At 74.9% G+C, this 23,881-nt stretch carries 18 protein-coding genes, 1 tRNA gene and 1 other RNA gene; 10 read left to right on the forward strand and 10 right to left on the reverse strand.

Going from position 1 to position 23,881, the window contains the following annotated elements:
• Nucleotides 1-17: 17 nt before the first annotated feature.
• The 4 genes from H4O22_RS01660 to H4O22_RS01675 all read right to left on the reverse strand — a co-directional run bounded on the left by H4O22_RS01660 (nucleotide 18) and on the right by H4O22_RS01675 (nucleotide 4,966).
• Nucleotides 18-1,127 (reverse strand): hypothetical protein, encoded by a 1,110-nt coding sequence (locus tag H4O22_RS01660; RefSeq protein WP_182525388.1) that lies wholly within the window; start codon nucleotides 1,125-1,127, stop codon nucleotides 18-20.
• A complete protein-coding gene (locus tag H4O22_RS01665) occupies nucleotides 1,124-2,035 on the reverse strand; it encodes a hypothetical protein (protein WP_182525389.1) in 912 nt (303 codons plus the stop codon). The genes H4O22_RS01660 and H4O22_RS01665 overlap by 4 nt, the downstream gene beginning before the upstream one ends.
• Before the next feature lie 162 nt (nucleotides 2,036-2,197).
• Complete coding sequence (locus tag H4O22_RS01670; RefSeq protein ID WP_182525390.1) at nucleotides 2,198-3,385, reverse strand: pyridoxal phosphate-dependent aminotransferase; 1,188 nt, start codon at nucleotides 3,383-3,385, stop codon at nucleotides 2,198-2,200.
• A 99-nt stretch (nucleotides 3,386-3,484) separates the two neighbouring features.
• Entirely contained in the window at nucleotides 3,485-4,966 is a 1,482-nt protein-coding gene (locus H4O22_RS01675; protein WP_182525391.1) for an FAD-binding protein, read from the reverse strand.
• A 46-nt stretch (nucleotides 4,967-5,012) separates the two neighbouring features.
• Between H4O22_RS01675 and H4O22_RS01680 the strand changes: the two genes are divergently transcribed.
• Both H4O22_RS01680 and H4O22_RS01685 read left to right on the forward strand, forming a co-directional pair.
• The gene (locus tag H4O22_RS01680) at nucleotides 5,013-6,038 is read left to right on the forward strand and encodes a TlpA disulfide reductase family protein (protein ID WP_182525392.1); all 1,026 of its coding nucleotides are present in this window, start codon (nucleotides 5,013-5,015) and stop codon (nucleotides 6,036-6,038) included.
• A 51-nt stretch (nucleotides 6,039-6,089) separates the two neighbouring features.
• On the forward strand, nucleotides 6,090-7,598 hold the full coding sequence (locus H4O22_RS01685; protein ID WP_182525393.1) for a potassium/proton antiporter: 1,509 nt from the start codon (nucleotides 6,090-6,092) through the stop codon (nucleotides 7,596-7,598).
• 13 nt (nucleotides 7,599-7,611) lie between these two features.
• On the opposite strand, the gene H4O22_RS01690 is transcribed toward H4O22_RS01685, so the two are convergent.
• From H4O22_RS01690 to H4O22_RS01700, 3 genes are all read right to left on the reverse strand, one after another.
• Nucleotides 7,612-8,118: a LytR C-terminal domain-containing protein gene (locus H4O22_RS01690; RefSeq protein ID WP_182525394.1), complete on the reverse strand. Its 507-nt coding sequence runs from the start codon at nucleotides 8,116-8,118 to the stop codon at nucleotides 7,612-7,614.
• Between the two features lie 3 nt (nucleotides 8,119-8,121).
• Nucleotides 8,122-8,418 carry a type II toxin-antitoxin system VapB family antitoxin gene (locus tag H4O22_RS01695; RefSeq protein WP_182525395.1) on the reverse strand — a complete coding sequence of 99 codons (297 nt, stop codon included), beginning with the start codon at nucleotides 8,416-8,418 and terminating at the stop codon, nucleotides 8,122-8,124.
• Between the two features lie 72 nt (nucleotides 8,419-8,490).
• Entirely contained in the window at nucleotides 8,491-8,649 is a 159-nt protein-coding gene (locus H4O22_RS01700) for a hypothetical protein (protein WP_182525396.1), read from the reverse strand.
• Between the two features lie 142 nt (nucleotides 8,650-8,791).
• Between H4O22_RS01700 and H4O22_RS01705 the strand changes: the two genes are divergently transcribed.
• Entirely contained in the window at nucleotides 8,792-9,241 is a 450-nt protein-coding gene (locus tag H4O22_RS01705) for a nuclear transport factor 2 family protein (RefSeq protein WP_182525397.1), read from the forward strand.
• Between the two features lie 22 nt (nucleotides 9,242-9,263).
• Here the strand turns inward: H4O22_RS01705 and eccCa are convergent, their stop codons facing one another.
• On the reverse strand, nucleotides 9,264-13,283 hold the full coding sequence (gene eccCa, locus H4O22_RS01710) for a type VII secretion protein EccCa (protein WP_244963064.1): 4,020 nt from the start codon (nucleotides 13,281-13,283) through the stop codon (nucleotides 9,264-9,266).
• Nucleotides 13,284-13,446: 163 nt separating this feature from the next.
• On the opposite strand from eccCa, the gene H4O22_RS01715 reads away from it, so the two are divergent.
• The 6 genes from H4O22_RS01715 to H4O22_RS01740 all read left to right on the forward strand — a co-directional run bounded on the left by H4O22_RS01715 (nucleotide 13,447) and on the right by H4O22_RS01740 (nucleotide 19,747).
• Nucleotides 13,447-14,805, forward strand: coding sequence for a hypothetical protein (locus tag H4O22_RS01715; RefSeq protein WP_182525398.1), 1,359 nt, complete (start codon nucleotides 13,447-13,449; stop codon nucleotides 14,803-14,805).
• Between the two features lie 127 nt (nucleotides 14,806-14,932).
• A complete protein-coding gene (locus H4O22_RS01720; RefSeq protein ID WP_182525399.1) occupies nucleotides 14,933-15,259 on the forward strand; it encodes a WXG100 family type VII secretion target in 327 nt (108 codons plus the stop codon).
• A 30-nt stretch (nucleotides 15,260-15,289) separates the two neighbouring features.
• Nucleotides 15,290-15,589: a WXG100 family type VII secretion target gene (locus H4O22_RS01725; protein ID WP_182525400.1), complete on the forward strand. Its 300-nt coding sequence runs from the start codon at nucleotides 15,290-15,292 to the stop codon at nucleotides 15,587-15,589.
• 106 nt (nucleotides 15,590-15,695) lie between these two features.
• Nucleotides 15,696-17,063 (forward strand): type VII secretion integral membrane protein EccD, encoded by a 1,368-nt coding sequence (eccD, locus tag H4O22_RS01730; protein WP_182525401.1) that lies wholly within the window; start codon nucleotides 15,696-15,698, stop codon nucleotides 17,061-17,063.
• Between the two features lie 3 nt (nucleotides 17,064-17,066).
• Nucleotides 17,067-18,494 carry a type VII secretion protein EccB gene (gene eccB / locus H4O22_RS01735; protein ID WP_182525402.1) on the forward strand — a complete coding sequence of 476 codons (1,428 nt, stop codon included), beginning with the start codon at nucleotides 17,067-17,069 and terminating at the stop codon, nucleotides 18,492-18,494.
• The gene (locus tag H4O22_RS01740; protein WP_182525403.1) at nucleotides 18,485-19,747 is read left to right on the forward strand and encodes a S8 family peptidase; all 1,263 of its coding nucleotides are present in this window, start codon (nucleotides 18,485-18,487) and stop codon (nucleotides 19,745-19,747) included. Before eccB ends, H4O22_RS01740 begins: the two co-directional genes overlap by 10 nt.
• A gap of 61 nt (nucleotides 19,748-19,808) precedes the next feature.
• Here the strand turns inward: H4O22_RS01740 and H4O22_RS01745 are convergent, their stop codons facing one another.
• Both H4O22_RS01745 and H4O22_RS01750 read right to left on the reverse strand, forming a co-directional pair.
• Entirely contained in the window at nucleotides 19,809-23,321 is a 3,513-nt protein-coding gene (locus H4O22_RS01745; protein ID WP_182525404.1) for an Ig-like domain repeat protein, read from the reverse strand.
• Nucleotides 23,322-23,528: 207 nt separating this feature from the next.
• Nucleotides 23,529-23,617, reverse strand: a tRNA-Ser gene (locus H4O22_RS01750).
• 127 nt (nucleotides 23,618-23,744) lie between these two features.
• On the opposite strand from H4O22_RS01750, the gene ffs reads away from it, so the two are divergent.
• Nucleotides 23,745-23,835, forward strand: an RNA gene (gene ffs / locus H4O22_RS01755) — signal recognition particle sRNA small type.
• Nucleotides 23,836-23,881 lie beyond the last annotated feature (46 nt).

The raw sequence follows: 23,881 nt of genomic DNA on the forward strand, positions 1-23,881 counted from the left end.
CTCGCCCGCCCGGCCGGTCAGCGCGCGAGGTAGCCGCGCTCGCGCAGCCGGTCCACCGCGGCCCGCAGCCGCGGGTCGGCGCACCGGTCCGCGGCGTACGCCGTGGCGAGGCGCGGATCCTCGCCCTCCGGCGCCTGCCCGGTCACCGCGACGGTGAGCCGGCCGCGGACGCCGGTGTTCAGCAGCGAGCCGAGCAGCACGACGGGGTCGGAGCGGTCCTCCAGGCTGAGCACCCGGGTGCCGTCGGGGATCGCGGCGAGCTGGGCGGCGGGCGCCCCGACGGTGACCACCTCGTCGATCGTGAACGCCCCGGTGCGCGGCGCCACCGCGAGCTCGGTGGCGGTCATCCCGCCCGGCCCGCAGCCCACCAGCAGCACGTGCGGGTCCTCCTCGCCCGCGACCGCCGCCTCGAGCGTCCGGACGATCTCCTCGGCGTACGCCGTCCGGTCACCGCCGAGGAGCCGCAGCCGCCGCCGGCGGCCGGGGTGCGGGCCGGGGAGGTAGGCCACGAACCGGCCGGGGGCGGCGCGCTCGACCCGGACGCCCGTGCCGACCGTCACCAGGCGCCGCACCAGGTCGGCGAGCGACCGGGCCGGCTCCCGGTGCTCGGTGCGGCCCGGCGGCGCGACGCCCGCGACGGCCTCGTCGCACACGTCGCGCAGCGCGGCGCCGAAGGAGGGGTCGAACGCCGGCGACCCGAGGGCGCGCATCCCGGCGTTCGCCGCCGCGGGGCCGGCCGCGCCGGAGAGGAACGAGGCGGTCACCAGGGACCGCAGGCGCAGCCCGTCGAGCAGCGGGCCGCCACCGCTCGCGACGTGACCCATCAGCCCGGGGTGGCTCTCGGCGAGCTCGCCGAGGTACGTCGCGACGTCGCCCCGGTCGAGCGCGTCGGTCTCGATCACGCCGGCCGCGACCACCGCGCCGCCGAGCACCACGTCGGGCGCGAGGTAGCCGCTCGCGCGGGCCGCCACCGAGGCCACGGTCTCGTCGGCCCGCTGCCGCAGCGCCTCGGCCGAGCGGTCGGCGAGCACCGTCGCGCGCAGCACGACGGCGTCGGCGTCCACCTCCATCTCGGCGGCCGTCGCGAGGGGGTCGCCGAGCGGCGTGTCGTCGGGATCCACGCTCATCGCGCCGTCCCCGTGACCGTCGCCAGCACCGGCGCCAGCCCTCCGGCGAGGTCGGCGGCCCCGACCCGGCGTACCTCCAGGCGGGGGCGGTCGCCGCCGGCGCCCTGCCGGAGCGTCAGGGAGTGCCAGCCGTCGGCGAGCAGCGTCCAGGAGACGACGCCGACCGCGCCGGGCGAGCCCCCGGTGGCGTCGGCCACCAGCGCCCGCAGCCGGCCGCGGGCCTCGGTGGCCAGCCCGACGAGCGCCGCGGTGACCGCGGCCGGGCCGAGCGGGTCGCCGGCGCCGTCGAGGACGGCGCCGCCGTGCCGGGCGGCCAGCACGTCGACGAGGTCGGGGCGGCCCAGGTGCACCGCCTCGGTCGCGGCGTCGGCGAGCCCGCGCGGCACGGTGAGGACCGCCGGCACCGCGGAGACGCCCAGGGGCAGGCCCTCGGGCAGCACGGCCAGGCGAGCCAGCTCGATCGCCCACTGCTCGGCGGGGAACCAGGCGAGCTCGAAGACCAGGCCGTCGACGGTCGCGAGCGTCGCCACGGCGTCCGCCGCCTGCCGGTGCCAGGCGCGGGCGTGGACACCGCCCGCGACCAGCTCGAGGTCGACCGCGACCGCCGGGACCGCCAGCAGGCCGACCGCCCCCGCGACGCCCTCGTCGACCGCGCCCCGGGGGTCGAGCAGGCCGCGCCGGGACAGCGAGGTGACGGGGTCGTGGAACGACGCCAGCGCCGCGGCGTACGCCGCCTGGTCGTCGGGGTCCTGGTCGGGCCCGGCCTGCGGGTCGAGGTCAAACGGCAGCGGCGCCCCGCCGGCGGCGACCAGCTGCAGCTCGGGGAGGGTCAGCGCGAGGCGGCGGGGGAGCGCGTCCAGGATCCCCGAGGACCACGGCGACCCGGAGCCGAGGTCGAGGATGGTCACGGGACCGCGGTCCCGGGCCGTGCGGGCAGGGGGCCGCCGGGTGGCCGCCCTGCCTCGGTGTCGCCGTCCATCGGTCCTCCATCCCCCTTGAGGTCGGGTTTCCCTCGGCAGGACAGTTGAAACCGGCCGTACCCCGAGGCGCGCTGCGGCGTCGACCCCGGTTCAGCGCGTGGCGAGCTCGGGGGCGAGCCGCTCCAGCGCGGTCTCGATCGCAGCGGCGGACCCGGCGAAGCTCATCCGCACGAACCGGCCGCCGTCGACGGTGTCGAAGTCGATGCCGGGCGCGACCGCGACGCCGGTGCGGGCGAGCAGGCCGTGGGCGAACGCCATCGTGTCGGTGGTGAGGTGCCCGACGTCGGCGTACACGTAGAACGCGCCGTCGGCCGGGGCCAGGCGGGTGATGCCGAGCCGGGCCAGCCCGTCGAGCAGCAGGCGGCGGTTGGCGGCGTACCGGTGCACGTGGCCGTCCAGCTCGGCGTACGACTCCTCGGTGAAGGCGGCCAGGCTCGCGCGCTGCGCGATCACCGGCGGGCAGATCGTGAAGTTGCCGGTGAGCACGTCGACCGCGCGGCGCAGCCGCTCGGGGACCAGCATCCAGCCGATCCGCCAGCCGGTCATCGAGAAGTACTTGCTGAAGCTGGAGAACACCACCGCCTCGCGGCTGGTCTCCCACGCGCTGCGGGCCAGCGACGCGTGGCCGTCGAGCGGGGCGTACTCGATGCCGTGGTAGATCTCGTCGCTGATCAGCTGGATGCCGCGCTCCTCGCAGGCTGCCGCGAGCGCGGCGAGCTCGGCCGGCAGCAGCATGGTGCCGGTGGGGTTCGCCGGGCTGGCGACCACGAGGCCCCGGATGTCGGGACCGAGCGCGTCGAGCTGCTCAACCGTGGGCTGGAAGCGGGTCTCGGGGCCGGTCGGGATCTCCACCACCTCGCACCCGAGCGCGGTGAGGACGTTGCGGTAGCAGGGGTAGCCCGGCCGGGCCATCGCCACCTTGTCGCCGGCCTCGAACGCCGCGAGGAACGCCAGCAGGAACCCGCCGCTGCTGCCGGTGGTCACCACCACGTCCGCCGCGTGCACGTCGATCCCGTGCGCGCGCCGGTGGTGGCCGGCGATCGCCTCCCGCAGCTCGACGATCCCCGAGGCCGGCGTGTACCCCAGCGGGTCGCCGCTGCCCAGCAGCCGCACCGCCTCCGCGCTCACCGGACCGGGCGCGCCGGTGCTCGGCTGTCCCGCCAGCAGGTCCACCAGGTCGCCGTACCGCCGCTGCCGCTCGGTCGCCGCCGCCAGCAGGTCCATCACGTGGAACGGCGGGACGTTGGCGCGGCTGGCGACGGCGAATCGGTCGGTCATGCGGTGAGCCTAGGTTCGATGGAATGGGCGGGAAGATTCACCGGTCGACCGGTGGAACTTCCCCTTGACCGATGAAACTCCGTCGGTCAAGCGCAAGATTCACCGGTCGACCGGTGAATTGTCCGCCGCGAGCGCCGCGTGCCGACCCGCCCGCCGACCGAAGAACGACCCCTCGCCGAGCTGGGTGCCGGAGCAGTAGCCCTTGCCGTCCTGGGCGATGTTGGAGGCGCAGGCGCCGGCGGCGTACAGGCCGGGTACGACGGAGCCGTCGTTGCGCTGGACCTGGCCGTCGACGCTGACCCGCATCCCGCCGAGCGTGAACCCGGCGTACATCGCGTGGCCGAGCCGCAGGTCGAAGACCGCCCACGGGCCGGTCGCCTGGGGGGCCAGCCACTCGCTGCCCTTGTGGAAGTCGGGGTCCTCGCCGCGGGCGGCGTGCTCGTTGTAGCGCTCGAGCGTGCGGGCGAGCGAGCCCGCCGGCAGCGCGAGGGCGGTCTCGAGCTCCTCGATGGTCTCGTAGCCGTCGATGAGCGGGACGAGCGGGAACTTGGGGTACACCACGTGCTCGCTGTCGACGACGAGGTACGCCGCGGAGCCGGGCTGCTCGATGACGTGCTGCGAGGTCCGCGAGTGGTAGCTGTCCTCGGCGACGAACCGCTCGCCGTCCTGGTTGACGATGATCCCGGTGATCAGCGCGGCCGGGGGGTAGATCGGCGCGGTGATGAACGGCTCGTCCATGTGCTTGAGCGCGGCGCCGGCGGAGACGCCGAGCCGGATGCCGAGCCCGTCGTCGTACGTCGAGCCCAGCGTGAACGGCTTCTCGGCCAGCTGCGGGGTGTGCTCGGCGACCATGTCGGTGTTCATCACGAAGCCGCCCGCGGCGATGACGACCGACGGCGCGCGCACGACGCCGCTGTCCTCGAAGGAGCGCCAGGCGAGCCCGACGACGGTGCCGTCCTCGTCGGTCACGAGGTTGGTGGCGCCGGTCTCGTAGCGGACCTCGACCCCGGCCTCCTCGATCCGGTCGCGGAGCAGGTCCATCACCATCTTGGTGCCCTCGGTGTCGCCCGCCACCGGAACCTTGTGGCCGCGCGGGGCCGGCCGGGCCTGCTCGCGGAACGGCCAGACCTTCTCGTTGCCGGTGTACATCAGCCCCTGGGTCCCGGGCTGGATGACCGCCTTCTCGGGGTAGTAGGAGCGCTCGAACTCGAAGCCCAGCGTCTCCAGCCAGTCGCAGTGCTCGACCGACCCCTCGCAGTACGCGCGGATCTTGTCGTGCTCGGGCTCCTTGGAGGTCGCGACCAGGTAGTCGACCATGTCCTCGACCGAGTCCTCGTGACCGGTGGCCTTCTGCACCACCGTGCCGCCGCCGAGGTAGAAGTGGCCGCCCGACATGCTCGAGGTGCCCCCGTGCACCGCGGCGCGTTCCAGCAGCAGCACCCGGGCGCCGGCCCGGGCCGCCTCGAGCGCGGCGCAGCCGCCGGCGATGCCGAAGCCGACCACCACCACGTCGTACGTCGGGGTGGTGGCGTCCAGCGCGGAGGCGGGGAGGACGTCGGGGACGGCGGTGCCCTTGCTCATGGCATCAACCTAGAACATGTTCTAGGTTTCGTGCGATCCTCGTCTCGTGCCCACCCTGACGCTGGTCGCCGTCGACGGTCGCGAGCACGCGGTCGGCTGCGACGCCGGCGGGCGGTACGTCGACGCGGACGACCTCGCCGCGGCGACCGGGTGGGTCCTGAAGCCGGTCGGCCTGTGCCGCGGCGACGTGTGCGTCCCGCTGCTCGGGCGCACCGTCACGGACGGCGAGGGCCGGATCGACCTCGCCGCCTGGGCCGAGACGCTCGGGCTGCTGCTCGCCCACGACGCGGCGGAGCGGGTCGCGGCGCTCGCGCCCTCGGCGGCGGTCCGCCGCCAGGAGCTCGGCGACGGCCGGGCGCCGAGCCTGGTGCTGCCCGACGTCGACGGCGAGCCGGTCTCCTTCGACGACCTCAGCGGCCACAAGCGGGTGCTGGTGACCTGGGCGAGCTGGTGCGGCTGCCGCCACGAGCTCGGCGGCTGGCAGCGGCTGCAGGACGAGCTCGCCGACACCGGGCTGCGGATCTTCTCCGTCGCGCTGGACGCCGACCCCGAGGACAGCCGGCCCTGGATCGAGGCGGCCGCGCCGACGTACCCCGTCGCCGTCGACACCGCCCACGTCACGGCCGAGCGCTACGGCATCACCAACGTGCCCTCCGTGGTGTGGGTCGACGAGCAGGACCGGGTCGTCAAGCCGCCGACGATCGCGCCCGGCGACGACCAGTTCGTGGCGTTCACCCGGATCGAGGCCGAGCGCCACCACGACCTGCTGCGGGCCTGGGTGCGCGACGGCGTGCTGCCGGAGGGCGCGAGCGACCCGGGGCCCGAGCGCACCGACGACGAGCAGCGCGCCCTGGCCGAGCGGCGGGTCGCCGCCCACCTCCAGGCGCGGGGCCGGACCGGGGCCGCCCGGACCCACCTCGCCACGGCCCAGGAGCTCTCGCCCTGGGACTGGACGGTGCGCCGCGGCGGGATCATGATGACCGGCGGCGACCCGTTCCTCGGCGAGGAGTTCACCTCGTTCTGGGAGGAGTGGGACGCCTCGGGGCGGCCCGGGTACACGCCGACCGGCTGAGCGTGGGCGGCCGATAGACTGCGGGCCCGCCGCCCCCCTCGCAGAGGTGACATGACCTTCGACGCCCACCAGCTGGACTCGTTCCTGCTGATCGGCTCGGGCGTCACCCTCCTGGCGATCCTCGCCGTCCGCGCGTCCAGCCGGGCGGGGCTGCCGAGCCTGCTGATCTACCTGCTGATGGGCGTGCTGCTCGGGGAGTCCGGTCTCGGCATCCCGTTCGAGGACGCCGAGCTGGCGCACGCGCTCGGGTTCGGCGCGCTCGTGGTGATCCTGGCCGAGGGCGGCCTGACCACGAACTGGCGCGAGATCCGCCCGGCCATGCGGCTGGGCGTGGCGCTCTCCACGATCGGCGTGACCGTCTCGGTCGGGGTGGTCGCCTGCGGGGCGCACTTCCTGCTCGGCCTGGACTGGCAGCTGGCGGTGCTGCTCGGTGCGGTGACCTCGGCGACCGACGCGGCCGCGGTCTTCTCGGTGCTGCGCTCGGTGCCGCTGCCGCGCCGCCTGACCGGGGCGCTCGAGGCGGAGTCCGGCCTCAACGACGCGCCCGTCGTGGTGCTGGTCATCCTGGTCTCCTCCGGCGCCGCGGCCGAGGACGGCGTGCTGGCGATGATCGCCCTGATCGTCTTCGAGCTCGTGGCCGGCGTCGCGATCGGCCTGGCGGTCGGCTTCGGCGGCGGCTGGGTGATGCGCCGGGCGGCGCTGCCGTCGTCGGGCCTCTACCCGATCGCGGTGCTGTGCCTGACCGTCCTGGCGTACGGCACCGGCGCCGCCCTGCACGCGTCCGGCTTCGCCGCGGTGTACGTCGCCGCGCTGGTCCTCGGCAACCTCGACCTCCCGCACCGCGCCGCCACCCGGTCCTTCTCCGAGGGCATCGCCTGGCTGGCCCAGATCGGGCTGTTCGTGATGCTCGGCCTGCTGCTCTCGCCCTCCCGGCTGACCTGGGAGATCGTCGGGCTGGCCTTCGCCGCGGGGCTGATCCTCACCCTGGTCGCCCGGCCGCTCTCCGTCCTGGCCTGCGCGCTCGTGCAGCGGATGCCCCCGCGCGAGCTGGCCTTCATCTCGTGGGCGGGCCTGCGCGGCGCCGTCCCCATCGTCTTCACGACGATCCCGCTGGCCGACGGCATCGAGGGCGCGGAGAAGCTCTTCGACATCGTCTTCGTCCTGGTGGTGATCTACACGCTGCTCACCGGCCCGACCCTCCCGCTCGTCGCGCGCGTGCTCCGGGTGGCGCGGCGCTCCGAGCCGCGCGACCTCGACCTCGAGGCGGCGCCGCTCGAGCGGGTCGCGGCCGACCTGCTCCAGGTGACGATCAGCCCGACCTCGCGCCTGCACGGCGTGGAGGTCGGGGAGCTGCGGCTCCCCACCGGGGCGTCGGTCTCCATGGTGATCCGCGACGGCGAGACGATCGTGCCCGAGCGCCGCGCCGTCCTGCGGCACGGCGACGAGCTGCTGGTGGTCACCCCGCGCCGGCTGCGCTGGCGCACCGAGGAGCGGCTGCGCCAGGTCAGCCGGAGCGGCCGGCTGGCCCAGTGGCTGCCCCAGGACCCCGGCAAGGGCTGAGCAGCCCGGCCGCTCAGGCGCCCGGAGGCATGCAGACCGTGGTCTCGGTGTCGGCGGCGACCGCCTTGCGCCCCTTGGCGAGCTTCTTGAACTCGTCGCCGACGACCACCACCACGCCCGGCTCGACGACGCGGGGTCGCACCACCTCGACGTTCTTGCCCAGCCGCGAGGCCACGAGCCGCGCCGCCGGGCTGCGGGGGTCCTCGGCCCAGACCTCGGCGAACGGCACGTCGGTGCGCTTGGGCGCGTTGGTGCTCCGCCCCTCGACGAACCCCTCGTCGACCAGGAGCTGCATGGTGCGCCCGGCGAGACCCTCACGGCTGCCGGCGTTGAGGACGCTCACGACGACCTGGTCGGGGTAGACCTTCTCGCCGGCTGCGACGGTGGTCGGCTCGCAGGCGGCGACCTCGGCCGACTTGGGCAGCGGTGCCGTCGTCGCGGACCAGCCCCAGACGAGGCCGGCGGCCAGCAGCCCGCAGAGCACCAGGATCGTGGTCGTGGTGCGTGCTCCCTCGGTCATCGCTCAGGCCCCCACGGGGTGGACCCGCGCGTGCAGGACGTTGCGCTGCTGGAGGGCCGCGCGGAGCGCCCGGTGCAGCCCGTCCTCGAGGTAGTACTCGCCGCGCCACTCCACGACGTGCGCGAACAGGTCGCCGTAGAAGGTGGAGTCCTCGTCGAGCAGCGCGGCCAGCTGGAGGGTGTCCTTGGTGGTGACGAGCTCGTCGAGGCGCACCTGCCGCGGGGGCACGGCGGCCCAGGCGCGGGAGGACAGCCCGTGGTCGGGGTACGGGCGGCCGTCACCGACGCGCTTGAAGATCACTGCGTGAGTGTAACGAGAGGATGCGGCGCGGTCAGCGGTGTCGCCGACACCGCCGCCCGGGGGTCACGCGGGTCACGCGCTCCAGCGCAGCGAGTCGGCGACCAGGTCCGCGAGCCCGGTCACGCCGTACAGGTCCTCGCGCTCCTCCAGCAGCCGGGCCACGGCCTGGGAGTGCTGCAACCGCAGCCGGTCGCGGCGCTCGATGCGGGTCTCGTCGATGACGTGGTCCATCCGGGTCTCCTCTGGATCGTTCCAAGCGAACCCCCAGCGTGCAGGACGGACATGGCCGGGACGTTGACCGCGAGTTACGAACGTGTGGCGGGATCGGGCGCACGTCCCCCCAAGAACGAGAACATGTTCTAGATTGCCAGCTGTGGACGACATCACCCAGATCAGCCAGCTGAAGTACCGCTACCTGCGGGCCCTCGACACCAAGCAGTGGGAGGAGTTCGAGGAGTGCTTCGTCGCCGGGGCCACCGGGGACTACAACGGCCTGGTCTTCGACGACCGCACCGCGCTGGTCGGGTACATGCGCAAGCACATGGTCGAGGGGATGATCACCCTCCACCAGGCCCACCACCCGGAGATCGACGTGGACGGCGACACCGCCACCGGCCGGTGGTACCTCCAGGACAAGGTGATCGTCGAGGCGTTCAAGTTCATGCTCGAGGGTGCCGCCTTCTACGAGGACCGCTACGTCCGGACGCCCGAGGGCTGGCGGATCGAGCACACCGGCTACCGCCGCACCTACGAGGCGACGTACGACCTCAACGACCTGCCCGGCCTCAAGATCCACGGCCCCGGGCTGCACGTCCACGCCTGAGCCGAGGCGGCCGGCGCCCGGGTCAGAGGCTCGGCTCGGTCCACGCGGTCTGCACGACCTCGACGCCGCGGTCGCGGGTGACCAGCCGACCGCGGCCCGGGGGCGCCGGCACCGGGCGCAGGTTGCCGAGCAGCGGACCCTCGTCGGGCGCACCGGAGAGCAGCAGGCCCGGCATCGCGAGGTCGCGCAGCGACTGGATCACCGGCTCGTAGAGCGCCCGCGACGCGCCGCCGGAGCGCCGCGCGACCGCCACGTGCAGGCCGGTGTCGCGCGCCTGCGCCATCAGCGGCTGGAGCGCCTGGACCGGTGAGGTCTGCTGGGTGACCACCAGGTCGTAGTCGTCGACGACCACGAACACCTCGGCGCCGGTCCACCAGGACCGGTTGCGGAGCTGGTCGGGGGTGACGTCCGGGCCCGGCAGCCGGTTCTGGAGGTACGTCGCGAGGTCCTGCAGCGCCGGTGCCGCCTGCGTGGAGGACGTCAGGTAGTTGAGGAGGTACTCCTCGGGCACCTCGCCGAGCAGCGAGCGCCGGTAGTCGACGACCACGATCTGCGCCTGCTTCGGCGTCCGCGTGCGCATCACCTCCTGGAGGTAGGTGCGCAGCAGCGTGCTCTTGCCGGACTGGCCGTCGCCGAAGACGAGCAGGTGCGGCTCGGCGTCCGGGTCGAGCCGGACCGGCGCGAGCTCCTTCTCGTCGACGCCGAGGAGCAGCCGGCGGTCGGCCTCGGTCTCGTCGGCGCCGTCGGTGGCGCCGACCCCGGCCTGCTCGCGCAGCCGGTCCAGGTCGATCCGCTCGGGGAGCAGCCGCAGCTTCGGCCCGCTCGGCCCGGTCCACGCGGCGCTGACCCGGGAGACCAGGTCGTCGACGCCGTCGCCGAGGGTGTCGCCCTCCGGGGTGCCGTCGAGGCGGGGCAGCGCCGCCAGGAAGTGCAGGTTGCCGGCGATCAGGCCGCGGCCCGGCCGGCCGGCCGGCACCAGCGCGGCCGCCCGTCGGTCGATCTCGGAGTCCATCGCGTCGCCGAGCCGCAGCTCGAGGCGGGTCCCGAACACGTCGCGCATCGAGGCCCGGAAGTCGGCCCAGCGCGACGCCCCGGCCACGATGTGCAGGCCGAAGGTGAGGCCGCGCGAGGCCAGCTGCTGGACGGCGATCTCGATGTCGTCGAAGTCGGCGCGCAGCGTCGACCAGCCGTCGACGACGAGGAAGACGTCGCCGTACCCGTCGTCGGCGCGGCCCTGGGCGCGCCGGGACCGGTAGGTCTCGATCGAGTCGATGCCGTGCGCGCGGAAGTAGGCCTCGCGGCGGTCGACGACGCCCTCGACCTCCGCGATCACCCGGCGTACGACGTCGGGCTCGGAGCGGGTCGCGACCCCGGCGACGTGCGGCAGCCCGGCGAGCGGGGTGAAGGTGCCGCCGCCGAAGTCGAGCACGAAGAACTGGGACTCCAGCGGCGTGGTGGTCAGCGCGGTGCTGGTCACCAGCGTGCGCAGCAGCGTGCTCTTGCCGCTGCGCGGGCCGCCGACGACGGCCACGTGGCCCGCCGCGCCGCTGAGGTCGACGCGCAGGGTGTCGCGGCGCTGCTCGCGGGGCCGGTCGACGGTGCCGAGCGGCACGACGAGCCCGCCGAGCCCGCGCCACCGGGCGGAGACCAGGCCGAGGGCCGGGTCGACCTCGCCGTCGCGGGGGAGGTCGCCGAGCAGCCCGTCGAGGGTGTCGGGGACGTCGAGCGGCGGCAGCCACACCTGGTGCGCGGCCGGGCCGTGGCCGGCCATCCGCTCCACGGCGAGGTCGAGCAGCGAGGCCTGCTCGCCGGGCTCGGGGGTGGTCGGCTCCGGCTCGGGCTCCGGCTCGTTCAGCTCGAGCTTCTGCACCTCCGCGACCGTGAACGGCAAGATCCCCTCGACGTGCCCGCCGTCGTCGCGGCGCACCCGGCGGTGCCCCGACGGCGGCCCCGAGACGTACGCCGCCTTGAAGCGGACCATCGAGGTCGGGTCGGGCTTGAGGTAGCCCAGGCCCGGCACCGGCGGCAGCTCGTAGGCGTCGGGGACGCCGAGGACCGCGCGCGACTCCTGCGCGCTGAAGGTGCGCAGGCCGATCCGGTAGGACAGGTGCGACTCCAGGCCGCGCAGCCGGCCCTCCTCGAGGCGCTGGGAGGCGAGCAGCAGGTGCAGGCCCAGCGAGCGGCCCAGCCGGCCGATCGCGACGAAGAGGTCGATGAACTCCGGCTTGGCCGACAGCATCTCGGAGAACTCGTCGACGACGATGAACAGCGAGGGGAGCGGCGCGAGGTCCTCGCCGTTGGCCCGGGCCTTCTCGTAGTCGCGGACCGAGGCGAAGTTGCCCGCGTCGCGCAGCAGCTCCTGGCGGCGCACCATCTCGCCCGAGAGGGCGTCCTGCATGCGGTCGACCAGCGTCAGCTCCTCGGCGAGGTTGGTGATCACCGCCGAGACGTGCGGCATCGAGGACATGCCGGCGAAGGTCGCGCCGCCCTTGAAGTCGACGAGCACCAGGTTGAGCTGCTCGGGGGAGTGGGTGAGGGTCAGGCCGAGGACGAGGGTGCGGAGGAACTCCGACTTGCCGGAGCCGGTCGCGCCGATCGCCAGCCCGTGCGGGCCCATGCCCTGCTGGGCGGACTCCTTGATGTCGAGGTGGACGACGGCGCCGTTCTCGCCGACGCCGATCGGCACCCGCAGCCGGTCGCGCGCCGGTCGCGGGCGCCAGGCGGCGACCGGGTCGAGGCGGCGTACGTCGCCCAGCGCGAGCAGGTCAGTGAAGTCGGAGGGACCGGCGAACTCGCCGCCGCCCTCGGGCGCGGCGTTCGCGGTGGCGGTGTGCAGCGGCGCCAGCCGGCGGGCGAACGCCTCGGCCGTGGCGAGGTCGCACTGGTCGGCGCGGGCGCGCACCGGCTCCTCGCGCAGCCGCAGTGCGGCCAGCGCGGGGCGCCCGTCGCGGACGTCGTCGTCCTCGACCTGCAGCCGCAGCCGGGTGGCGTCCTCGACGACGTCCCAGCGGGTGGGGAGGTCGAGGACGGTGACGCCGTGCAGGCCGTCCGGGGGGACCACGTGGTTGCCGGGCGGCAGCTCGGCGCCGTCGGTGATCAGCAGGATGTGCGGGCTCGGGGGCCGCTCGTCGGCGCCGAAGCGGGGCCGGTCGCCCAGGTCGGGCGGCAGCAGGGTGGCGAGCTCGGCGAGCGAGGTGGAGACCATCCGGCGGGCGCCGACGGCGTCGTTCTCCTGCGCGCTGGCGGCGTGCGGGAGCCACTTGACCCAGTCCCAGTGGCGCAGGGTCTGCTCGGACGCCAGGACGGCGACCACCAGGTGCTCGGGGGCGTGGAACGCCGTCGCGGAGCAGATCAGCGCCCGGGCCAGCGAGCGGGCGGGCTCCTCGGGGCCGACCACCTCCACCCGGTCGAAGGCCCGCAGGTCGATGGACGCGGGCAGGTCCGGCTGGAGGCGGTGCACGACGAGCAGCCGGTGCAACGCCGAGGCGGCGGCCGGGTCGACCTGGTCGATGGGCGCGCTCTCGGGCGGCACCAGCTCCAGCGAGAGCGGCTGGTGGCACAGGCCGTAGCGGACCTGGAGGAAGCGGGGGTCGCCGCTGCCGTGCTCCCACAGCCGCGAGCGCTCCTCGGCGAGCGCGGGCAGCGACGCGGGCTCGGGGTGGTGCCAGGTCAGCGCCTGCCGCTGCTGGTCGGCGGCCTCGCGGGCGAGCTTGCGCACGTTCGCGAGGTAGCGGAGGTACTCGGTGCGCGAGCCGGTGACGGCCTGCGCGCGCTGCTTCCGCTGCCGGTCGATCTGCACGACGATGAAGCCGAGGGTCGCGAAGAGGAACATGCCGGCGGCGATGTAGCTGCGTCCGCCGGTGCTGCTGCCCATGGTCGCGACCAGCACGATGGACCCGAGGCTGCCGAGCATCGGGATGGCATTCATCAGCACGCCGGTCGCGCCCTCGTGCGGCTCGATCTCGGGCGGTGCCTGGAGCACCAGCCGTCCGGTCGGCATCTCCGGCTCGTCCAGACGCGTCCGCCGCAGCGTCGTGCTCACTCAGGCCCCTCCTGCTCGCGACGACGACCGTCCCGGCGGACGGGGTCGCCAGGGACGATGCTCCCCTGGGCACCCGCGCAAACGTGGGCGTTTCCCGGACCGACGACGGGGACAACCTGCAGGGAGCGCACGACGGACCGACGACAGACGAGAGGGCGTCCCCATGGCAGGAGCCCGACGGCTCGCCGAGAACCTCGCGATCAGCGTGCACGGCGACGCCGGCGTGCTCGACCTGGTCGTCCCGCCCGGGGCGACGGCCGACGACGTCGCCGAGGAGTACGCCGCGCGTGCGGGCACCGCCCGCCCCGTGCTGCTGGACCGGATCGGGCGGCCGCTCCACCGCGACCGCCCGCTCTTCGACGCCGGGGTCGGGCCCGGCGACCTGCTCGTGGCGGTGCCGTCCGGGGCGGTGCCGTCGGGCCCCCCGACCGCGGCGGGCGCCGGCGTACGCCCCCGGGGCCGCCGCCGCGGGAGCGCCGACGCCTGGTGGTGCGGTGCCGCGGCCGCCGCCGCGCTGCTCGCCGGCTGGTGCGCGGCGCACGCCGACCGCACGACCCAGGACCTCACCGTCGCGCTGCTCGCCGTCGCCGCGCTGCTCGCGGTGCTCCCGGTCGGGTCCTCGGTCGCCGCCCGCCTCTGCGTCGCCCCCGTCTTCGGGGGAGCGGCGGCGTTCGCGCTCTCCTACGACCCCGCCCCGGAGCGGCTGCCCCTGATCGTGGGGACCTCGGCCCTGGCGGCCGCGGTCGTCGCCGCGGTCGGCCGCGCCCTCGACGAGCGCGCCGACGAGGCGCTGCGGATCTGGATGCTGGCCGGCACGGCGGTCTTCGCGCTGACCGGGCTGTGCACGCTCGCCGGCGTCGAGCCGCGTACGGCGTGGGCGGTGCTGCTCATCGTGGCCGTGCTGCTCGCCCGGTTCGTCCCGGGGCTCGCGGTCGAGGTGCCCGACCAGTACCTCCTCGACCTCGAGCGGCTGGCGGTCACCGCGTGGTCGGCCCGCGAGCGGCCGACCGGACGCCGCGGGCGGACGCTGGTGCCGCCGGACGCGGTGGCCGAGGTCGCGCGCCGGGGCACCCGCCTGGTGGTCGCGTCCTGCGCGGCCGTGCTGGCGACCGTGGCCGTCTCCGCCCCGATGGTGCTGGCCACGGCCACGCTGCCGATCGACCGGATCGGGGCGCGGGTGCTGGTCGGGCTCAGCGGCGCGGCGCTGCTGCTCGCCGGGCGCAGCCACCGCAACGTGCCGGCCCGGGTGCTGCTGCGCACCGCCGGTCTCGGGGCCTGGGCGGCGCTCGCCTTCGCCCTGCACGACGACCTCAGCACCGGGGAGCTGACCACCGTCGCCCTGGTGGCGGCCGGGCTCGGGGCGGTGATGGTGGTGGCCGCCGTCGCCACGGGCCGGGGGTGGCGCTCGGCGTGGTGGTCGCGCCGTGCGGAGGTTGCCGAGGGGCTCGCGGGCTCCGGGGCGATCGCGTCCGTGCTGGTCGCGATCGGCCTGTTCCGCGGCCTGTGGGAACTCACTTCTTGATGTTTACCCCCGAGGGCCTCGGGTAGATCGCCGATGTCCGACCGGCCTCGTCGGGCACCGGGACCACCACATCACCCACAGATCTCGGAGCGCGGTGTCCGACCGCCACGGGGAAGGAGCAGACGAGATGACGCAAGGATCCAACGAGTTCGGCCAGGGAGAGAAGGCGCTCACCAAGGCAGCCACGCTGGTGGCCGACGCCAAGCGCGACTTCGACGGCTACGCCCGTGAGCTGGACGACCAGATCAGCGCCCTCAAGGGCCGCTGGGTCGGCCAGGGCGGCGCGGCGTTCTTCACGCTGCACCAGGCCTGGACCGAGAAGCAGACGATCATCGTCCAGGCGCTCAACGAGTTCGAGGCGTCGCTGACGTCCACCGAGCGCGACAACGTCTCGACCGACGACACCCAGTCCTCCAACTACGTCCGCACCGCTGGCCGTCTCGACGGCATCTGAGCGTCGGCCCCACTCACTGAGGAGCAACAGATGGATCTCGACGGCATCCGCGTCAACCACGCCGGCCTCGACCAGGCGGCGCAGGACATGTACAAGAAGGTCAAGGACATCGACAACCGCATGAACCAGCTCGAGAGCGAGCTCTCGGACCTGCGGAACCAGTGGGCCGGTAACGCCCGCGCGTCCTACGACCAGGCCAAGGCCAAGTGGGACATGGCGATCGAGGAGATGAAGGGCCTCCTCGACGAGACCAGCCGCACGGTCACCCAGTCGAACGCCGACTACGCCGCCGCCGACCAGCGCGGCGCGGAGGCCTTCCAGATCAGGTGACCGGGACGCCCCGCGTCCTCCCCGCACCGGACTCACCGCCCGGACCGGCAGCTGCCGGTCCGGGCGGCGTCCGCTCAGCCCCGTCCGGACCAGACCAGGAGCACCGATGACCCAGGCGCCCGCCGTCGCCACCACCGCTGCCACGTCCGGGCTGGTGCGCGTCACGGTCGCCTCCGGCACCCGCCGGGTCGACCTGGTGCTCCCCGGCTCGGTGCCCGTCGCCGAGCTGCTGCCCGAGCTGGCCCGCAGCGTCGGCCTCCTCGACGCGCTGACCGTGCACGGCGGCTACCGCCTGGTCACCGCCGAGGGCCGGGTGCTCGCCTCCGACGGCGGGCTGATCATGCAGGGCGTCGAGGACGGCGGGCTGCTGACGGTCGCCGCCGGCATCGACGAGGAGCCGCCCCGCGTCTACGACGACGTGGTCGAGGCGATGACCGACGTCGTGGAGCGCGACCTGCGGCCCTGGCAGCCGGCCGCGGGACGGCGTACGGCGCTGTGGGCGGCGGCGCTGCTGCTCGGCCTCGGCGCCGTGGCCCTGCTCGTCCAGCGGGGCTCGATGCTCGCCGCCGTCGCGGCGGTCCTGGTCGCCGTCGTCCTGGTCGCCGGAGCGGTCGTGCTCTCCCGGGTCCAGCACGAGGCGGAGGCCGCGGTCGCCGTCGCCTGGATGGGCACCGCGTACGCCGCGGTCGGCGGCCTGCTGCTCGTCACCGACGGCCCGTTCTTCGGGCTGCGGGTGGCGTGCGCCGGCGCCGGGGCGATGATCGCGGGCCTGCTCGCCCTGGTCGGGATCGGCGAGGGCCGCACTCTGGTCATCCCGCCGGTCGTGGTCGGCGCGGTCTTCCTCGCCACCGGCCTGCTGATGCGCGCCACCGACTTCGACCCGGCGGTCGTGCTCACCACCGCGCTGGTCCTGGTCGTGCTCGCCGGAAGCGCGTTCCCCTGGCTCGCGCTCGGCGTCACCGGCACCGCCGTCGACCAGCTCTACACCCCGGCCGACATCGTCGCCGACCCCGACGACATCGACCCGGTCCGGGTCCGCGCCGATGCGCGCGTCGCCCACGACATCCTGGTCGCGATCTCCGCCACGGTGGGCCTGCTGCTCGTCGTGATCGTCCCGCTCGCGGTCCAGCTCGGCATCGCCGGCACCGTGCTGGCCGTGGTGGCCTGCGGGGTCGTCATGCTCCGCACCCGCCAGTACCGCACCGGTGCGGAGGTGATGGTCGGCCTCGTCTCCGGCGTCCTCGGCCTCGGCGTCGTCGCGGCCTCGGTGCTGTGGAGCTGGCCGGACTGGCGGCCCACCGCCGCCGTGGTGCTGGCCGCCGCGGGCGCGGTGCTGCTGGCCGTGACGCTGCTGCCGGCCACCCCGTCGGTGCGGCGCGGCCGCCTCGGCGACGTCGTCGAGACGATCGGCCTGCTCACCCTGCTGCCGCTCCTGGTGGTCGCCACGGGCGTCGTCTCCTCGATCGGCGGCTGAGGCGTGGCCACCAAGCGCGACCTCGTGGAGGCGTACGCCTTCAGCCGCCGGCGCCTGGTCACCGCCTTCGTCTCGGGCGCCCCGGGCGGCCGCGAGGTCGAGCCGTCCCGACCCGGGCGCACCATCGTCGGCGGGATCGCGCTCTCGGTCCTGCTGGTCGCCGGCGCCGCCGTCGCGGGCGTGCTCACCGGCCGCGACCCCGAGGACTGGAACAAGCCCGGCCTGCTGATCTCCGAGGACAAGGGCGGGCTCTACGTCATCCTCGAGGAGAGCGACGACCCCGAGCTGCACTCGGTCCTCAACATCACCTCGGCCCAGCTGATCCTCGGCTCCGACCTGGAGCCGACGATCCTCGCCGAGGACACCATCGCCGACCAGGACCTCGGCCCCGACCTCGGCATCCTGGGCGCCCCGCAGACGGTGCCCGACACCGGCCGGCTGATCGACAGCGGCTGGGCCGCGTGCACGGCCGGCGACGGCGGCCTCGCGGTGACCATGTCGCGTGAGCGGCCGGTCACGCCGCTGACCGAGCAGGGGTTCACGGTCGAGAGCGAGGGCCGCTTCTACGTCGTGGCGACCGGCCGCGAGGAGTCCGGCGAGCCGGTCCGCGCCTACAGCTACGCGCTGCCCAAGAAGGTGCCGCTCGACCCGCTGCTGGACGAGCTGAACCTGCCGATCACCGACGACGCCCGGGTGGTCCCCGAGAAGTGGCTGCGGCTCTTCCCGGAGGGCGCCCCGCTCGACTTCGCCAGCCTCGGCCTGACCGGGTACGGAGACCCGGCGCCCGGCCGGGGCCCCGGCGGGCTGCCCGACGACGCGCGCATCGGCGAGGTGGTCACGGTCGACCAGGAGCGCTTCCAGGTGCTCACCGCCGACGGGCCGGCCGAGCTCGACCCCTTCGCCCAGGCCGTGTACGCCGCGGTCAAGCGGCCCCAGGTGAAGCCGCCGCTCGACGTGTCCCCGCGGGTGCTCGACGAGGTGCCGCGGGTCGAGGGCTCGCTGCCGCCGTTCGCCGACGCGCACTGGCCCGACCGGCTGCTCGACGAGGAGCTCGGCGAGCACTGCGCGCTGCTCACCACCGAGCCCGACGAGAAGCCGGTCGTCGCGCTGGCCACCGACCCGGTCGAGGTCGCCTCCGCGGAGGACCTGGGGGAGGCTGGCGGGCGCACCACGGTCGACCCGGGCCACGGGGCCTACGTCCTCTCCGGCGACTGGGACGACACGAGCAGCAGCACGCCGTACGTCGTCGACGCCAAGGGCCTCGCCTACCCCGTCGTCGGCGCCGAGACCCCCGACCAGCTCGGGTACGGCTCCCACGACGCGCCGCTGGTGCCCGACACCTGGCTGGAGCTGTTCGGCCAGGGCGTGGTGCTCTCGCGCGACGACGCGCTCTGCCCGCCGGCGCGCGAGCGGGTCCGCACGTGCGCCTGAGGGTCGCGACCGCGGCGCTCGTCCTCCCCACGGCCCTGGTCGTGCCGGTGGTGGGCGGGGTCGTGGTCGCCGGTCCCGCGGTGGCCGCCGAGGAGGACTGCAGTGCGATCCAGGAGGAGGCGCCGGCGGAGTCTACGGTCGCCACGAGGGAGAGCCGCCCGCTGGAGCTGATGCGGATCCGCGAGGCGCACGAGTACCTCCGCGAGCGGGACGTGGACCCGGGTGAGGGCGCGACCGTGGCGGTGCTCGACTCCGGCGTCAGCCAGCGCGGCGGGGTGCGGGTCACCGAAGCGGTCACCGCCACGGGGCGGAGCGACCTCGCCGACTACCACGGCACGGCGGTCGCCGGGCTGATCGCGGGGGCGCCCCGGTCCCCGGAGAAGCCGGTCGGCATCGCGCCGGCGGCCGAGATCCTCGACGTCCGCGTCTACGACTCCACCGAGGACGGCGGGGTCAGCGCCGCCGGGCTCGCGGCCGGCCTGCGCCACGTGCTGCGCCGCGGCGGCGTCGATGTCGTCAACATCTCGCTGCGGGTGGAGCGCGACGACGACGTGGAGCAGCTCGTCGAGGACCTGTGGGACGCCGGCACCATCGTGGTCGCGGCCGCCGGCAACCGGCCCGACGAGGACGAGGTCCCCCTCGGGCCGCTCTTCGCCTCGCCCGAGCCGGGTCAGGACGCCGCGAACCACGTCTTCCCGGCCGGCTACGAACGCGTGGTCGCGGTGAGCGCGACCGCCGAGGGGCTCCCGGACGCCGACGAGTCCGACGCCTCCGCGTTCGTGCTGCCCAACACCCAGACCGACGTCGCGGCCCCCGTCGTGGGCGCGGTGTCGGTGGCGCTCAACGGCGGCACCTGCACCCTCGACGCGGTCGCCACCTCCTGGGCGGCGGCCGAGGTCAGCGGGGTGCTCGCGCTGCTGCGGTCCCTCCACCCCGACGCGACCCCCGGCCAGCTGGTCAGCCGGCTGCTCTCCACCGCCGACGGCCGCCCCGACGTGCCCAGCCCGCTCACCGGGGCGGGCGTCGTCCAGCCGCTCGACGCCCTCCGGCGGCCCGTCTCGCCGGCGCGCGACGGCAGCCTGGACCGCACCACCGAGCGCCGCGACGTGCGCGCCGTACCTCCCGAGCCGGAGCCGGACACGATGGCCGGGCCGCGCCGGGAGGCGGTCTGGTGGGGACTGCTCGGCGGCGGCGCCGTGCTGCTCGCGCTGGTGCTGCGCCCGCTCCTCGCCCGCCGCGCCCCCGGCCGCTGAACGACCGGAGGCCGCCCCCGCAGCGCGGGGACGGCCTCCGTCGTTGCCGTGCAGCGGGTGGTCAGCGCACCCGGACCGTCCGCACCGGCGACGTGCTCCCGGCGTAGCTGCCGGTCGCGATGTACCTCGCCGTGAGCCGCAGCTTCTCGAGCCGGCGCGGCGCCGTGAGGGTGAAGGTCACCGTCCCGGTCCGGCCGGCGGTGAGCCGGCGCAGCTTCTGCACGTCGTAGGTCCCGCCGCCGCCCACGATCCGCAGCTTCACCTCGCCGAGCGGGGCGGCGCCCGGGACCAGGTCGCGGATCCGCACCGTGACGGCCAGCTTGCCGCCCCCGGCCACCGACCGGGCGGCCTTGACCTTGGTGCGGGTGGCCTTCTTCGTGACCCGGTACGTCATGGTCGACGTGGACCGGTCCGCGTCGGCCGTGCCGAGGTACGTCGCCCGCACGGTGTGCCGGCCCGCCGGCAGCAGCGCCGGGAGCTGGTAGGTCGCCGACCCGGTCTCGTCGACCGGCACGGTGGCGGTGGTCGAGCCGACGGTGAGCTCCACCTCGCCCCCGGTGGCCCCGCTGACCTCGACGTCGACCGTGCCCGGGGTGCCGAACACGCCCGACGGCTCGCTCATCGCGAGGGTGACCGAGGTCGGGGCCTTCGTGGAGAACGCCCCCGTGGCCGTGCGGCCGGTGCCGGCCCCGACGGCGGTCACGGCGACGTCGCCGCGCGCGACGTCCGCGGGCACCGTCAGCGTCGCGGTCGCGAGGCCGGTCCCGTCGGCGACCACGGTCACCGGCTCCATCCCGGTGGCCGTGAAGGTCACCGACTCCCCGGAGCGGAACCCGGCGGCCGTCAGCGTGAACGCGCTGCCGGGGGCGGCGTGCGTCGGCCCCTCGACGGTGCCACCCGCGAGCACGCCCTCGAGCTCGGCGCAGGCCGGCCCGGGAGTGCCGTACGCCGGCAGCGCGGCCGGCGTCGTGGGAGGCGTGCCGCTCGGGAGCAGCCCGTCGTCCTCGCTGACGGTCATGTTCACGATCGCCCGCTTGCCCATCACCGCGCCCGAGGTGTTGATGACGCTGGCCTTGACCGTCGTGCCGTTGGTGGTGCTCGCCGCGTCGTCACCCTGCACGGCGGCGGTCACCACCTGGCAGGTCTGGCCGGGGGCGAAGGTCACCCGCTCCATCGTGGCGCCGGCCCGGCTGGAGCTGGAGCCCAGCAGGGAGGCGTACCCCACGACCGTCGAGGTCGCCGGCTCGTCGAGGTAGACCGCCAGGTCCACGGTGCCGGGAGCGTCGCCCTCGACGGTGTTGGGTGCGTAGACGTCGATCGTCGGCCAGGTCCGCTGCCGCGGGGTGCCGACGGCGGAGCTCTCGAACGCCAGGTCCGAGAGGTACGCCCCGCCGGCGGCGGTGGCGTCCAGGCCCTGGGCCGCGGTGAACCGCACCTCCCGCAGGTCGCCGACCGTGAGGCCGGCCTCGGTGAGGGCGGCGGTGGGCACGTTGACCTGCTGGAGCACGATCTTCCTCAGCGTGGACGTCGCGTTCGGGTTCGTCGACGTCGGCAGCCGTACCAGGGCGAGCGGGTTGAGCGCCGAGACCGGGGAGCGCCAGGTGGCGCCCTTGCCGTCCACGACGGTCAGGGTGAGGTCGGTGCCCGAGGCGACGGTCTCGTCGGCCGCCATCTTGACCGAGAGCCGCTCGAAGCCGCGGGCGTCGCGCCGGCCGGCGGGGACGCCGACCCGCAGCTCCCCGGTGCCCGAGGTCCAGGTCATCCGGGTCACCGGCGTGGCCGGCACGTTGCCGCCGTTGGTGGCCGGGGTCCAGTGCGGCACGGTGGCGCTGGCCTGGTTCGCCGTGCAGGCGGGCAGCGTCTGGGCGGTGGTGCGCGCGTTCATGCTGGCGCACACCGTCGCGGTGGCGGTGCCGAAGGTCCGGACCAGCGACGTGGTGCTCTCGAAGCTGGTGACGGTGCTCCGGGCCGAGGCCGGGGCGGTCGCCATGCTGCGGACGTCCTCGTCGCCGAGGACCGCCGGCACCGCGCCGGTGCCGTCGAACATCGGCAGGAACTGGCGCTCGCCACCGAGGGTGGCGCGGAACCAGCCGGCCATGTACGCCGTGCCCTGGTCGTACTGCTCCTGGGGCGTCATCCGGATCGAGGTCTCCGCGACGGTCGGGTCGGTGCCGCAGATCGGCTCCGTCCGCCGGGCGGCGCTGCCGCTCCAGTCATCGCTGACGCTGTAGGCGTACTGCCCCGGCGTCCACACGGTGTTGTAGAAGTTGTGGTTGGCGCCCATCGCCCAGACCCCGCTGCGCAGGACGTCGTCGTCGAAGGCGTAGCGCGAGTCGTCGAGCATGTGCTGGCCCTGCTGGTTGGAGACGTCGCCGTCGCAGTAGGGGAGCATCACGTTCATCGGCACGTCCGGCACGGTCATCCGCCCGAAGTCGACCGGCGCGAGCGGCAGGATCGACTCGATCGCCCACGGGGAGTCGAGCGCCTGGTTGAGGACGGCGGCCGAGGTGACGCCCTCGCCGCCGCGCGAGTGACCCATCATGCCGATCGTGCTCAGGTCGAAGCGGCCGACCAGGTCGGCGGCCCGCACCGGGTCGAGCGGCTCGACGCCGTTCGGGAAGCCCTCGGCGCGCTCGGCGAGCGCCTCCGCGCCCTCGACGAACGCCTGGTCCAGGCTGACGTCCCGGTCCTCCCACGCGTCGTGGTACGAGACCGGGTCGCCCTTGCCGGCGTCCCGCAGGAGGGTGAGCGTGTCGAGGAGCAGCTGGCCGCGTGCCTGGGCGCCCTGGTCGGCCGCCAGCTGGTTGTCGTTGGCGTTGATCGCGTTCGCGGAGATCGAGACCACGGCGTACCCGTTGCTCGCCAGGGCCCGCGCGGTGCCGTCGTACCCGAGGTAGCTGGGGATCGACTTCCTGCTGGTGTCCTCGGGAGTGGTGGTGCAGGGCCAGCGCAGCGGGTTGGCCGTGCCGGTGCCGTAGCAGGAGCCGTGCCGGCCGTGCAGCAGGACCACGGTCGGGCGGGCGCCGCCGGTCGTGGGCAGGTACAGCTTGCCCTCCAGCTCGCCGTCGATCCCGCCGATGGCGGCCAGCGGGATGCTCTGCTCGCCGAACTTGTAGATCGACTCGGTCCAGTCGTAGGAGCCGATCGAGGACGGGTCGGCGTCCAGCGCCTTCGCCGCGGTCGCCGGGGGGACCTCGACGGCGTCGGTGGTCCGGGCGCCCGCGGTGTCGGACTGGCTGGCCCACCCGGGGGTCACCTGCGCGGCGTCCGCGACCGCCGGGTCCGCGGTGAAGACCGACAGCGACAGGCCGTCGGCGGACTCGGTGGCCAGTCCGATGCTCTCGCCGTCGACCAGGATCGTCGGCGCGTCCGAGCGGATCGGCAGCGGCGCGTCGAGGTCGACGGTGACCTGGTAGCCGCCGGCGGCGGGGGTGACGGTCCAGCCGTCGCCCGCGGCGACCTCCGGGTCGGCCGGTGCGGCGTGGGCCGGTGCCAGCGACACGCTGGTCAGGGTGGCGGAGAGGAGGACGGCGGCGAGGCCGCCCCCCAGGCTCCGCGTGAGGGTGCTTGGCAAGGGGCGCTCCGAGGTCGGGTCACCCACAGCCCACGGCCATCACCGAGGACCCGCGGGCGAGAACTGATCGAGGGCGTCACCGTAGGGAGGCGGCGTTTCCGCGAGGTTTTCCGCAGGTAACGGTGGAGCGCGACCGTGCGGTGACCCGCGCGGGACCCGGAACGCAGGACGGCGCCGGCCCCCTGTGCGGGGGCCGGCGCCGTCGAGTGGCGGAGGATAGGGGATTCGAACCCCTGAGGGCTGTTAACCCAACCCGCTTTCCAAGCGAGCGCCATAGGCCACTAGGCGAATCCTCCGCCGAGGAGCGTACCGGTCGGTCCGGACGGTCGTGAAATCCCCTCCCCGTGTCCCCGGTGCGCCCGCTCCGTGCGGGGTGCGGGGTGGCTTTGGCGGCCCGGGAGGGGCTCGCCTACACTCATGCCCAACCCCCCGTGTGGCGGCATCTCACCCAACTCCCCCAGGGCCGGAAGGCAGCAAGGGTCAGTGAGCTCTGTCGGGTGCGCGGGGGGCCTTCTCGTCTCCGGGGCCCGGCCGGTACCGGGCTGTCGGACCCGGTCGTT

The organism is Nocardioides dongkuii (genome assembly GCF_014127485.1).
Lineage (GTDB): Bacteria > Actinomycetota > Actinomycetes > Propionibacteriales > Nocardioidaceae > Nocardioides > Nocardioides dongkuii.

Coding starts and splice junctions, on each gene's coding strand:
- H4O22_RS01660 (WP_182525388.1), bottom strand. CDS start 1,127: ATGAGCGTGGATCCCGACGACACGCCGCTCGGCGACCCCCTCGCGACG.
- H4O22_RS01670 (WP_182525390.1), bottom strand. CDS start 3,385: ATGACCGACCGATTCGCCGTCGCCAGCCGCGCCAACGTCCCGCCGTTC.
- H4O22_RS01675 (WP_182525391.1), bottom strand. CDS start 4,966: ATGAGCAAGGGCACCGCCGTCCCCGACGTCCTCCCCGCCTCCGCGCTG.
- H4O22_RS01685 (WP_182525393.1), top strand. CDS start 6,090: ATGACCTTCGACGCCCACCAGCTGGACTCGTTCCTGCTGATCGGCTCG.
- H4O22_RS01690 (WP_182525394.1), bottom strand. CDS start 8,118: ATGACCGAGGGAGCACGCACCACGACCACGATCCTGGTGCTCTGCGGG.
- H4O22_RS01700 (WP_182525396.1), bottom strand. CDS start 8,649: ATGGACCACGTCATCGACGAGACCCGCATCGAGCGCCGCGACCGGCTG.
- H4O22_RS01715 (WP_182525398.1), top strand. CDS start 13,447: ATGGCAGGAGCCCGACGGCTCGCCGAGAACCTCGCGATCAGCGTGCAC.
- H4O22_RS01720 (WP_182525399.1), top strand. CDS start 14,933: ATGACGCAAGGATCCAACGAGTTCGGCCAGGGAGAGAAGGCGCTCACC.
- H4O22_RS01725 (WP_182525400.1), top strand. CDS start 15,290: ATGGATCTCGACGGCATCCGCGTCAACCACGCCGGCCTCGACCAGGCG.
- eccD (WP_182525401.1), top strand. CDS start 15,696: ATGACCCAGGCGCCCGCCGTCGCCACCACCGCTGCCACGTCCGGGCTG.